Below are 12,716 nucleotides of genomic sequence, written 5' to 3' on the forward strand. Positions count from 1 at the left end.
GTGACTTTTAAGTGACAAAAACTGCACATTATGAGAATTCTTTGAGGGCGTCAAACTGGCAATTTATTTACCAGACAGAAAGATTATAGATATCTGCGTAGTGGTTGTATAAACAAGTGGTAGTGTTGTCTGAGGGAGCAGAGGCATGGTAGCGGTTTATCAAATCACTCGCAGGAGGGTAAATGCCTTTAGCCGAAATCGAATATATTGCCGACAGCTGGCAGGACCGTTGTCATAAGCTGACGACCATTGTTGATATGCAAACCTCCATAGCGAAGGTGGGGATGGACCTGACTTCGGTCATGCAAATAATTGTCAAACACTGCCTGGTGCTGGTGCAATGTGATGGCGCGGCAATTGAATTTAAGGAAGGCAAAGACATGGTGTACCGGGCGACATCCGGTGTGGCAGAGCCTTTTTTAGGTCATAGTATTCCCGTCGATAGCAGTTTGTCTGGTTTTTGTCTGCAAACTGGAAAAGTGCAGTTGTGTAACGATGTCACCGTTAACCGCCGGGCTAACCAGGCCGCCTGCGCTGAAATAGGTGTTGCCTCGATGCTCCTGATCCCGCTTCATCATCATGATCATACCGTTGGGGTACTGAAAGTATTTTCACACGTAAAGCATCACTTCACATCACGGGATACGGCCGCCCTGAAGCTGGTTTCCGAGCAACTGGCCGCTACGCTTTACTATTGCCACCGGTTTGTGGCGGATAACCTGGTGTATCAGGCCACCCATGACTCAATGACCAATTTGTTTAACCGTTCTGCGTTTATGGAGCAGTTAAATCGTGAACACTCCCTTGGCGTGTCTTACCCGGGGCGTAAATTCGGCATTCTTATCATTGATATGAATGGCCTGAAAAGCATTAATGATGAACTGGGTCACAGAGCCGGGGATAGCATGCTCAGTGAGCTGGCGAGGCGATTGCTAAAAGCATTTCGGCCAGCGGACAAAGTGGCCCGTATCGGTGGTGACGAGTTTGGCGTGTTGATGACAAATATTCACTCCGAAGGCACAATAAAAAGTATATCCCGGCGATTTGAACAATCCCTCGCGTCTGAATTTGAGTTTGAAGGCAGTTACCTTAACCTTAGCGTAAGCATAGGCTGGGCCGTTTATCCCGACAACGCGCTAACTCTCAATGAACTGTTGGATATTGCGGATGCCCACATGTATAAAAATAAAAATGCCTACTACATGGGGGCGCATATTTAGTCTGCTTTCATCCGTTTAGTCACCGCGCGGGCATGCCAGAACGCCGGAGCAATAACCAGTAGCGCAATAGCTATGAGCACCCAGGATGAATGCCATTGGAATTGTGAGAGTCCGGCAAGCCCGGCGGCCACTTCATTGTTTTCGTGTTTTGCGATGGTAATGGACCCCAGTGCAGCCTCTCTTGCTATGGAAAAGCCGCCACTGATGGCACTATGCCAGCCAACCGCTGAAAGCGAGGCAAATGCCTGGTAGCCAATGGCTGAAGCGCCAAATGCCAGCAGACCAACGGCGACAGTGCCGGTGCCAATCAGACCAAAGCCAATTCCACCAATGGACACCAGGCCAAAGGAGATAATCCCCACACTCACCGGGGCAATGGCTACGCCGCCCCAGGCAAACAGAAGACCCCGGGCATAGGTGCCTGCGGCAATCCATCCGTATGCCGGTGAATCAGTATGTTCAGGCATGCCAAATTGAAAATGACAGAGCGGCACGCCAAACAACCTTAACTGGCTAATATACTCACGCTGTTTAGCCTGAGGTTGGTGGGCGCTGGCTAAAAAGGCTTCGGGGTGGGCGATGCGTTCAAGAGCCCTGAGATCTTTCATCGCACCAAACATCTTTTTCACCAGTATCACGTAGCTGATCACTAACCCAACAACAATGACCTGAGAAAACAGGCTCAGGGCAACATAATGCTGTGGAAACATATAGCAGGCTTGTTTTAGTCCCAGCATGCCAACAATATAAATCGCGGCGAAGGCAAAAAACAGGGTGACTGATTTTTTGACCAGATGACGTTCCCGTTTTGTGCGTGATTGCGCGAGACTGGCCTTCAGGCTAAACCAGGAACCAATCAGACCCGAAGTCGAGGCCAGTAGTGCGGCAAGGGAAGCGAACTTAAACGCCGAGCCGGTTTTAATTGCGCTGCTACTTAATACCGCCGCTTTAGCCGGCGGCGAGATTCCGCTGATCATGGTCATCACCGCAGCGGTAAACGCGACACCCGGTTTACTGTGTTTGAGGGTCTCTTCAACAAACACCGACATGGCTGCTTTTAATAGCTTTCGGCCTCGCGAAATACGTTGCTTTACGGCGTCTTCAGTCAGGTCCAGTTCCCGTGCGACCCGCTGAACAGATTGCTCCTCACGGTAAAACAAAATCATCGGCTCACGATAAAGCGGTTCCATGTCGTCGAGCACTCGCCATAGCAACGCCTGATGTTGTTCACTGATGGCGCTTTGTTCTATGGCCGTATCGTCGGCAAAGTCTTCATCTTCAGTTAAGGAAATGTTTTGCTGATGCGCATCCCTGGCGGTTTTACGATAGTGCCGACTGACTTTAAAGCGCAAAATGCCGCATAACCAGGACTTGAGCTTTTCCGGGTCTTGCAGGGTTTCCAGTTTTCGCCAGCCTTCTACAAAGGCTTCCTGGGCAATGTCTTCACTGTGCCGGAAATCGCCAGTGGAAGAATACGCCAGTGAGCAAAGCAGGGTCTGGTAGCGACCGACAATTTCACCGTAGGCATCGCGATTGCCGCCGAGAGACAGCATAACCAGTGTGGCATCGTCCTGCCCGGCTACAGGGGGGCGCTTGTTAAATAAAGTCATAGTGTGATTTCGTTATTACGTTGCTTGTATGTGCCGGTCTGCGCAAAAAAGGTGACAGCATTCTAAAAGAATTTTTTCACTTTTTTTTGTCACCTTTACTTTTTTGCCTGGCTCTTATCCGTCAAACCCGGGTTGCAACCGCATTGTTGCCAGAGGGAGGGAATACTTTAACGGTTTAATCGGAGAACACCTATTATGAATATGCTCAATCAATTATTACGTCACGTGTTTGGATTATTTGCGCTGGGAGCGTTGTTGCTTCCGGTTAGTTCGTTTGGCGCCGGGCTCCCTGCACTGGTTGATGACTTTAGCCATCAGAGTCAGAACAATCTGGGTGTGCAGCGTCAATTTATGAATGACCAGGTTGCCGGAGGAGGCAGTCAAAGTGAAGTGACTGTTAAGGATGGCAAGATACAATTGAGTGGCGATCTGGTGCCGCCCCGTGGCCAGCCGGCCTGGGCCAGTACCATTCTGCTGCTTGATGCACAGGGCCAACCCCGGGATGCTTCTGGTTATGAGGGCATCCGCCTGAAAGTAAAAATTAATCAGGGCATGATGTCGGTTTCGGCTAACAGCAGTGACGTGACCAATTTTGATTACCATGCTGCACCGGTGCTGGTTAAGGCTGACGGACAGCTCCACGAAGTGAAAATTCCTTTTCAGCGTCTGAAGCGCGCCTGGTCTGAACAGACCCCTCTTAATGCCACAACCATTAACAGCCTGAGTATCGTGGCTTTTGCCATGCAGCAGTCGACGTATGATTTCGTAGTTGATGAAGTCGGTTTTTATTAGTCCTTAGTGAGTGAAGTATTATGACAACCGCAACTTTACGCCTTGACTACCTGGATGCGCTGCGAGCCTTTGCCCTGATACTGGGCGTGGTATTTCATGCCGGGTTGTCATTTATGCCGGTGTTCATCGGCTGGGCGGTCATGGATATTAATACCAGTCCGGCAATGGGGATTTTCAGCCTGATCAGTCACTCATTTCGAATGCCATTGTTCTTTCTGATTGCCGGTTTATTTACTCATATGTCACTGCAAAAATACGGCATCAGGACGCTGATTACCTCGCGTGCTTTGCGCCTTGGAGTACCGTTTATTGGCGGGTGGTTTTTACTTAAGCCGTTATTGGTGTCGGGCTGGGTGATGGGCGCGCAGAGTATGCGAGGGGATGCCAGTATAACGGCTGGACTGTGGCAGGGCCTGAAAAGCCTGACGGAGTTACCCGCGGGCATTTTTACCGGGACGCACTTATGGTTCCTGTACTATCTGATGTTGGTTACCGGCATAACTGTTGTTGCGATCACGGTACTGAAACGAATGCCATTGCTGGAAAAAGTACTGACGGCTGCGGGCAGGGCTGTGATGACCTGGCTATGCTGCAGTCGTGTTGGATTTATCCTGCTTTCCCTGCCCGTCGCCTGCTGCTTGTGGTGGATGGAACACTGGGGGCTGGATACGCCGGATAAATCGTTATGGCCCGATTTACCGCTCCTGCTTCTTTACGGGGGAAGCTTTTTGATGGGATGGATTTTCTATCAGCAGGACACTTTACTGTGTAGCTTCATGCAGATTACCTGGAGTAAAGTCGGCTGGCTGGTGGCCTGCGTGTTGGGGGCGGTTTCTCTTTCGGGCTATGAAATGGTGCCAGGGCATCCGTATTACTTTTGGTTTAAAGCCGGGTTTGTGGTGTGTTATGCAGGCATGATGTGGATGCTGATGGCGCTACTGATGGCGGGCTGTAAAACGTTGTTCAGCCGACCCAGTGCCATTATCCGGTACGTTTCGTCACGTGCCTATTGGTTGTACCTGATTCACCTACCCATAGTAGTGTGGTTGCAGGTAGCTTTTGCTGAATTGCCGCTTCACTGGCTCATTAAATTAGGCAGTATTACGTTCATTACGCTGGCTGTTAGTGTTGTTTTGTATAATTTAGTGGTGAAACGATCGTGGCTGAGGATGGTGTTTGCCGGAGCTGGTAAACCCACGGCGGATAAGCCTGTAACGGGGTAAAAATAGCTACAACAGGCTCCGCAGTCGGAGCCTGAATCGGTCCAGCGTCAGGTGGTGCTAGCTGGTGGTATCCAGCACTATGCCGTCGACATAGTTGCGAGGGTAAAGTGAGTCAACAACAAACTGTGGGATAAAACCTTTAGAAGAGGCAACCACCACTTTTGAGTTTATATCGACCATGCGGATATTGAGAATAATGCCGCGGTCGTTATAGGTCATGGTGCCAGACAGAATATATTTGATGTAAGGGTTACGCTCCAGCTCTCCCAGGTTGCGACTAAAAACAAAGTCGCCACTGCCACCAACATGAATAACCCCGGTGGTCTTATAATCGACAACCGGAATGCCAAACTCCTGGAGTTCTGTAATAAAACTCTCGGCCAGTTGGTTGCCCAGTATGTTGGTATGAGCGAGTGAACTATCCAGGTCCACCAGTGATGTGACAGCAACCGGCGTGTTGGTGGAAACATAGCGAATGTTCTCAATTAACTTCATGGTCATTTGCTCGGCGTAATCCCCCAGTAATTTGTGGGTAAACACCGGTCTGTATGTATGCGCAGGTGGCGCCCAACCAGACACGGGCGCGGCTCTGGGAATGTAGGGGTCAACCGGTTGCAGGCGATCCTGGTGCGGGCGGAACTGCGCCAGTTGGTGCGACTGCGGTGATTGAGTTTGTTCTGTTTTGACGGTTGTCATGGGTAGACCGGGTACTGCAGCATAGGCATCTGAGCTTGCACTGTGCTGGTGTGGGGGTTGGGTTTGCGCATGGTCAGTGGCGCAGCAACCGGCTAATAACGTGGCTGACAATGCTAAGCCGGATAAAATGGTGTGATGTTTCATACTACCTCCTTAGTTTATACCTCGAAGATAGTTATTAACCGTTTCTGCTCAGGCCGCCATTGGTATTGCTCTTACTGCCTCTAAGCCAGAGACTTAGCCTGAGTAGCGACAGGTAGTGTGAGTTCGACCCGGGTTCCCTGATGCTGGTGTGCATCGATTGTCAGTTGAGCACCAATAAAGCGAGCTCTTGCACGCATCGATATTAAACCGAGGGATGAAGGGGGAGCAGCAGACTGTTGCAAGCCAATGCCGTTGTCGGTTACTGCAATACGGATAAGCCGGGGTGCATAAATAATATCGACCGTAACTGCTGTCGCATCTGCGTGTTTGGCGATGTTGGTGAGGGCTTCCTGAATGATTCGATATATATTAATCCGAACTTCATCATCCAGTGGGAGCGGCGTTCCCTGGCTGTTAAGCTGACATTGTATGCCAGCACGCTGCATGGTTTTAAGTGTTTCACTGTTACGAAGCACACTTTCCAAAGGCAAGCTGTCGATACCAGCAGGGCGAAGGCGCCCGATACTGCGCTTCATAGCATTATAAAGTTCATCGAGCTTGATGGTGATTTTAGTTGCTGCGTTGCTGTGGTCTGGAAGCTGTGTAGCAAGGCCTCTCAATTGAAGCTGTAAATCTACTATCCGGTGCCCGAAATCATCGTGAAGATCCCGCGAGAGTCGTTTTCGTTCAGCCTCCTGAGTAACGACCAGTTGATTTGACAGCGCCTGTATATCGCTGATGGCGTTTTTTAGCTGTCTATTTTTGTCTTCCATGGTTTTATTCGCAGCAAGTAATTTATCGGTCATCTGTTGAGACTGTTCGACAGCTGCGCCCAAAATTAAAACGGTGATGGACATTGCGACAATATAAAACTGGTGCTCCAACGGTGATTCGCCTGAACTGAGTGAGGCCACAAACGCGGTCAGACCAATCAACAGTGTGGCGAGGGTGCCGCCGTGCATACCAAATCGATAGGAGAGTAACAATGCTGGCAAAATGGCGATGTATTTAAGCTGATAGGTAAAGTCGAGACCGGAGCGAAAAAATAACACTATCGAGATCAGGCTAAAGGTCCATGCCATGGCCAGTGCTATTAACGACCTGGCCTGAATGCCGGCAAGGTTGCCGTAAAATAACGTCGTCACAGCGGGAGTCAGTACCAGAATCCCAACGAAATCACCGAGAATGAAATCAAACCAGGTAGGCCAGAATATGTCACTGAACTCAGTGCTCTCCAATGCTCGCCGACCCAGAAATATCAGGCCCAGCAGAGCGCTCACGACCACGCTGATCAATAAAAAACTCATTACTGAGCTAACACTATCGAAATACGGCTGCCGGTTGTATTTCCTGAACAGCCACACACCAATCACCATGACCGCGGGGGTAAGCAGGGAGTGAACAACCAGCCAGCCAGCACTGCCGCTCATAAAGGCACTCTCATCGAGCGCGGCGCCAGGGGAAAACAGAACAAAGAATGTCAGCTTTTCACAAACCAGTAATGCTGGCCATGCCCGGTAGGGACAAACCAGAAAAGCGGCCAGCCTGATCCCGGCGGGCAGATACCAGCTAACCGTTGCTGTCACGGTTTCAAATTCGCTACTCACCAGCCATAAAGCGTGAAACACGAAAGTGTAGACCAGCCCCATCAGCAGGTAGCGCAGGTTCAGCATACTCTGTATTAATAGTAAAAGTTGCGCAAGTTGGGTAGAAGAGGCAGGTTACAAACAAATCCTTGTAATGAGGTTACGGGCTGGGCGCATGGATAAAGTCATCCAGACTCAGAATGCCTTCATTCAGAGCGATCCGCAGTAGCTCAAACTGCGATACCGCATTCAGTTTATGGTAAATGTTAGTCCGGTGCACCATTATCGTTTTGGGCATGGTATTGAGCTGGCTGGAAATTCGCTTGGGCGGCATGCCCCGGGCTAGCAACAGAAACACTTCTCGTTCCCGCTCGGTGAGTTCCGATAAGGCATCATTGTGACCAAAGGCAAGCTTTTTACTTAAATCGGTACTGAGGTAATTGTCACCGTTTTCAAGTGCTTCCAATGCACTCATCAGTTCTTTTGTGGCTGCTGTTTTGGTGACATAGCCATCGGCGCCGAGTTCCAGGGCTTTCGTTATATAGCCAACGTGTTCGTACATGCTAAGCATCAGGCAGCGAACATACGGGAAGTCTGCCTTAATGGCAGCCAGCATATCAAAAGCTGACGCATCCTGCAGCGAAATGTCGATAATCGCCACATCGATATTCGCCAGGATCTCAAGGTCGGGTAGTTGTTCCAGGGCGGCAACAGCAAACGCTACGTGCCAGCCAAACTCTTGCTCGACAAGGTTTCTAATACCGTCTCTGACTAGCTCATGATCATCAATGATTACAATATGCATCTGCAAATCCTTTTTTAGCGACTGTAGTGTAACGTGACTTAGGATTAGCTTAAATAAGCCAATGGCTTAGAAAGGTGAGGTGTTTGCAAAGTAGACAATTAAGGCTTCAACTCCTACCCGAGTTAAGGTAATGTCACTAAAAACAGTCACCTTTGAAAAGCATAACTAAAAGCGACGTTGCATGCTGTTTAACTCCTACGAATTTATCTTTGCGTTTTTACCACTGACCATTTTGTTGGTGTGGTTGTTTGGCCGGTATTCATCGTTTAAGGCTGTTGTGTGTGTACTGGTTGTGGCCTCTTTGTTTTTCTACGGCTGGTGGAATCCGGCTTATCTGGTCATTATCCTGGTTTCAATGGTCATCAACTACCAACTGGGAAAACGGCTAAGCAAAGCCCGGGATAAACTTACCCTGTATATTGGTGTTTTCCTCAACCTATTGTCGCTGGGTTATTTCAAGTACACAGACTTTGTACTGGAGAATGTCAATTTACTGCTTGATGCACCGTTACCTCTTCCACATGTGGTATTGCCGCTGGCAATTTCATTTTTTACGTTTCAGCAAATTGCCTATCTGGTGGACTCCTATCGCGGCGAGACCGTAGAAAAGCATCCGCTGGATTATGCGTTGTTTGTGACCTTTTTCCCGCAATTGATTGCAGGTCCTATTGTTCATCATAAAGAAATGCTTCCTCAGTTTGCCAACGGCCATGCTTCGATTACGGCAAAAAATCTTGGCCTGGGTTTATCGATTTTTGCCATGGGGTTGTTTAAAAAAGCGGTACTTGCCGACGGGGTGGCAGGTTACGCTAATGTCGCCTTCGCCAACGTTGATAACGGCGTTACGCTGGATTTCTTTGCGGCCTGGGCGGGCGCACTGGCCTACACTTTTCAGCTTTATTTCGACTTCTCCGGTTATTCCGATATGGCTATCGGACTGGCCAGGATGTTCGGCATTATTCTGCCTTTAAATTTTTATTCGCCTTACAAGTCAGTCAATATTTCTGAATTTTGGCGCCGCTGGCATATGACACTTTCGCGTTTCCTTAGGGACTACTTATACATTGCGTTGGGGGGTAACCGTGCCGGCAACATAAATCGTTACCGTAACTTGTTTTTAACCATGGTTATAGGTGGTATTTGGCATGGCGCGGGCTGGAATTTTCTTATCTGGGGAGCCCTTCATGGTGCTTATCTGATTATCTTTCACGCCTGGCGTTATCTGGCGCCTGGTCTTCATGCCATACAGTCGTTTTGGGCCAAAATGATTGGCTGGGCGGTTACCTTTGTAGGCGTAATTGTGGGATGGGTATTTTTCCGGGCAGTCACCTTTGACGGTGCTATTACTATGTTAAAAGGGATGTTCGGGAGTTATGGTGTTTCTATTCCTCAAGGCATTTGGGCGAGGTTAGGAGACGCCGTTACCGGCGTACTTTCACAGTTGGGGATCACCGAATCTGCAGCCGGAAGCAGCGCCTTTGTAGAAGTGTGGCTATGGAATGTGTTTTTATTAGCGGTGGTTTTAATAATGCCTAACACCCAGGATATTTTTAGTCGTGTGGCAGGCTCATTGAGTAAGCTATCTTATGATCGGCGTGACACTTTCTGGCCCGGGTTTAAATGGGTAACGGGGACTGGCTGGAAAGCGAACACGCGCTGGGCAGTTATTTCAGCGGTACTTTTTGTGGCCGGGGTACTCACTTTGTCACAGGTGAGTGAATTCCTGTATTTTCAGTTTTAGACTATGAATTATCTGACTCGTTTAGCCTTATCAATCGTTTTCGTTTTCGCTCTGGTAGGCGGTTTTAATTTTTTGGTGGACCCGTATGGTTTTTACTGGGGGCCAGTGCTGGAAGGAATTAACCAACAGAAAACCCAGGCTGATGAAAGAGTCCGGGAAGTGACACCGTATCGCGCAATGGCTCTGCAACCGGATACCGTGTTAATTGGAAATTCACGGGTTCAGCTCGGCATAGCAGCCGAATCAGCGGTGCTTGATGGACGTCAGGCCTATAATTTGTCGCTGCCCGGTGCCGGTCTTGGGGAAACATTACGCCATGGTCTGAGCCAGGCCCGCTATAATGCGAATCTGAGGACAATGATTATTGCTCTGGATTACCGTTATTTTCTGCATAACTACTCGCAAAGTCCCGGGCCATGGTTGCAGAACGAATTGCTCAATTCTCTCACCCAAGAGCCAGAGACCATCACACAAAAATTCATGCGAATTTACCCCGCAGTGTTTTCACTTGATACCCTGTTCGACTCCGTAAGAACTATTGCTCAGCAAGGGGGAACGTACAATAATATTACCCGGCTTGGCAGTAATACTGGTGGATATTATGTGGATGCAATTAAAGCTGAAGGGAAGAGGCGTTTCTATAAGCACCAGTTCGATGGGCTCTTTATGCGGTTCGGCCGCCAGCATTTAACTTATCAGGCGGATGGACGAGTTTATTCCATTGCGCTACTGACAAGGTTTATGGATGAAATGAAAAGCAAGCATCCGGCGATCAACCTTCACCTCTTTATTAATCCTTATCACCACTCGTACTGGCAGGTTATTGATAAGTCCGGCCATTGGGGGAGCTATTTACAGTGGAAACGGGATCTGGCCGACTTGGGAGATAACTTTCCTGAATATGCGATTTATGATTTCAGTTTGCCCGGCGAACATACACTTGAGCCACTCAATTATGAGCAGGACAAACAATTAATGACCTGGTACTGGGAGCCAGCGCATTACCGACCCGCATTAGGCGATGAAGTGCTAAAAGTGCTCCTTGGCGAAACCACCACTGCGAGTTCCACAAACTGGCCAATCAGGTTGCAACAGCGAACCATAGAAAAGGTTATTGAGCAGAGTGTTGCGGGGTTAGCTCAATCAAACTAAGCGCCTGTTAATCAAGACAGTGCATTTAGCTATTTACCAGTCAAGGCAAAAGTGCCCATTCACAAGACGATTCGCGAGCAGCCCAAAGGTCACGTATTGCTTAAAACCAATCAGATCTTTTCGGGAGCAGTTTACAGCTATTAGATAATCAGGGAATTCGAATTCTATAAGCATTTATCTGATATCAGGGCGGGGAGTCCTGAGTAAGTACAGACCGTCTGGTAAAAATTGGGTTTGTTTCTTATGTGAGGTTCACCCCGCTGGCTCAACACTATGAACCAGAGAAAGTTAACCCTCAGACATTATTAATATCCGTGTAGAGCAAAATGGAATAGATATTTATTTTTCAACTATAGTTAAAATAACAATTACGCTAAGGCAAACAGTGAGATACCCTCTATGTTTTTAAACCGAAAAATCAAAGGCAGACGCTAAGCGCAAGTAAGGTGTCAAAAAAAATAATAATAATGAGTCAATTCGATGCAACAAACAAAGTCTGAATATCTGAGTATTTATTTGCCTTCAATAACGGGCCATCATCTTACCTACCTGGATAAAATACTGAAGTCTCTGGATAAGAATGAAAAGGTAATAATCCTGACGCCAGCGACCAGTGAAGCTTTTGAGGCAATTACCAATAATGTAGGGGAAGTGGTTCTTTATGAAAAAGTATTCAGAGCGAATAGTTTTGTGCAGAGTTATTTTGAATGCAAAGCTATTGCAGAACACCTCCGTCAGCGTCAGATTAAAAAAGTTATTGCGCCAACAGGGACGACGGCAACGTGGTTATGGCCCTTCTTTAATTGGTTCAATCGGTGGGATTATCACTTCCTGATGCTAAGCCCCGCGCTTTGTTCAAATGGTTCTTATGCCGAAAAGCTAATTAAATTAATTCTGTTATGCCTGCATCGGAAAAATACCCTGAGCACAATTGATAACGCTTCTTACGATCATCCTGGCTGGTTAGGGCGGTTCATTCGGAGTCGTTTTAAACTTATCCCTGACCCTATTGATAAGCAAGAGCCCTCGACTAAGCAAACAGCTTTTGATTACTTTGGACTGAAGGAGGGTTATTTTTATCTACTGGCATGTGGTGCTATGGATACTCATCCTCGGAAGAATGCGATGATGCTTATTAAATCCGTTGCAGCAATATCCGCACGCCATAAGGTTAAGCTAGTACTGGCTGGCAAGCTTTCCGATGAAATACAGGCGTTTATAGATAGTCTTGACGCTGCACAAAAGGAAAAGTTTCACGTTATTAACCGCTTCCTGAGCGATCAGGAACTAATGGATGTGACCAGTTGTGTGAATTTGGTCTGTGCCCTTTATGCTCATCATTATAGCCCATCAGGCATTGTGCTAAGAGCAGTCAAAACGAAGACGCCTGTATTAGTGCCGAACTACCACTGGTTTAAATACATGGTTGAACACTTCAAAGTGGGTTACGTATTAGACTCGTTAGACGAAAGAAGTGTTATAGAAAAAATAATCCAAATTAAGAAAGAGCACATTGAACTTCCATTTACTAATCGTGCACAGTTGTTGGCATATAGCTCCGAACAGAATTTCCAGGCCCACTGGCGGGACCGACTCTACGCAACCGAAGAATCAATGAGATATGAGGAAATTTAAACAGGCCACATTTAATAACAAAGAACCCGCTCACTGGCATGGCAAACTATAGAACCCTGATCTGTCGGTGATAAATATATTACTTTACCCGCGGGGTAATTAGCGATACAAC

At 47.9% G+C, this 12,716-nt stretch carries 10 protein-coding genes; 6 read left to right on the top strand and 4 right to left on the bottom strand.

Annotation, left to right across the window (positions count from 1 at the left end; translation table 11 throughout):
• Window positions 1-182: 182 nt before the first annotated feature.
• Window positions 183-1,220 (top strand): sensor domain-containing diguanylate cyclase, encoded by a 1,038-nt coding sequence (locus AC27IB_RS06125; protein ID WP_296049913.1) that lies wholly within the window; start codon window positions 183-185, stop codon window positions 1,218-1,220.
• Here AC27IB_RS06125 and AC27IB_RS06130 read toward each other — a convergent pair.
• Window positions 1,217-2,830: an RNA polymerase sigma factor gene (locus AC27IB_RS06130; RefSeq protein ID WP_487119616.1), complete on the bottom strand. Its 1,614-nt coding sequence runs from the start codon at window positions 2,828-2,830 to the stop codon at window positions 1,217-1,219. The genes AC27IB_RS06125 and AC27IB_RS06130 overlap by 4 nt on opposite strands.
• 195 nt (window positions 2,831-3,025) lie before the next feature.
• Here AC27IB_RS06130 and AC27IB_RS06135 point away from each other — a divergent pair, with 195 nt between their 5' ends.
• On the top strand, window positions 3,026-3,622 hold the full coding sequence (locus tag AC27IB_RS06135) for a CIA30 family protein (protein ID WP_296049906.1): 597 nt from the start codon (window positions 3,026-3,028) through the stop codon (window positions 3,620-3,622).
• A 20-nt stretch (window positions 3,623-3,642) separates the two neighbouring features.
• Window positions 3,643-4,845 (top strand): acyltransferase family protein, encoded by a 1,203-nt coding sequence (locus AC27IB_RS06140; protein WP_487119619.1) that lies wholly within the window; start codon window positions 3,643-3,645, stop codon window positions 4,843-4,845.
• Between the two features lie 57 nt (window positions 4,846-4,902).
• On the opposite strand, the gene AC27IB_RS06145 is transcribed toward AC27IB_RS06140, so the two are convergent.
• The 3 genes from AC27IB_RS06145 to AC27IB_RS06155 all read right to left on the bottom strand — a co-directional run bounded on the left by AC27IB_RS06145 (window position 4,903) and on the right by AC27IB_RS06155 (window position 8,076).
• Window positions 4,903-5,685, bottom strand: a complete 783-nt coding sequence (locus tag AC27IB_RS06145) for a FlgO family outer membrane protein (protein WP_296049901.1) — start codon at window positions 5,683-5,685, stop codon at window positions 4,903-4,905.
• Window positions 5,686-5,765: 80 nt separating this feature from the next.
• Window positions 5,766-7,358, bottom strand: coding sequence for an MASE1 domain-containing protein (locus AC27IB_RS06150; RefSeq protein WP_487119621.1), 1,593 nt, complete (start codon window positions 7,356-7,358; stop codon window positions 5,766-5,768).
• Window positions 7,359-7,431: 73 nt separating this feature from the next.
• The gene (locus tag AC27IB_RS06155; protein ID WP_487119623.1) at window positions 7,432-8,076 is read right to left on the bottom strand and encodes a response regulator; all 645 of its coding nucleotides are present in this window, start codon (window positions 8,074-8,076) and stop codon (window positions 7,432-7,434) included.
• A gap of 181 nt (window positions 8,077-8,257) precedes the next feature.
• Between AC27IB_RS06155 and AC27IB_RS06160 the strand changes: the two genes are divergently transcribed.
• From AC27IB_RS06160 to AC27IB_RS06170, 3 genes are all read left to right on the top strand, one after another.
• A complete protein-coding gene (locus AC27IB_RS06160) occupies window positions 8,258-9,817 on the top strand; it encodes an MBOAT family O-acyltransferase (protein ID WP_487119625.1) in 1,560 nt (519 codons plus the stop codon).
• A 3-nt stretch (window positions 9,818-9,820) separates the two neighbouring features.
• A complete protein-coding gene (locus AC27IB_RS06165; RefSeq protein WP_487119627.1) occupies window positions 9,821-10,969 on the top strand; it encodes a hypothetical protein in 1,149 nt (382 codons plus the stop codon).
• Window positions 10,970-11,449: 480 nt separating this feature from the next.
• Window positions 11,450-12,604 (top strand): glycosyltransferase, encoded by a 1,155-nt coding sequence (locus tag AC27IB_RS06170; RefSeq protein ID WP_296053586.1) that lies wholly within the window; start codon window positions 11,450-11,452, stop codon window positions 12,602-12,604.
• Window positions 12,605-12,716: the final 112 nt, after the last annotated feature.

Source organism: Alteromonas sp. 4NH20-0104 (assembly GCF_057547795.1).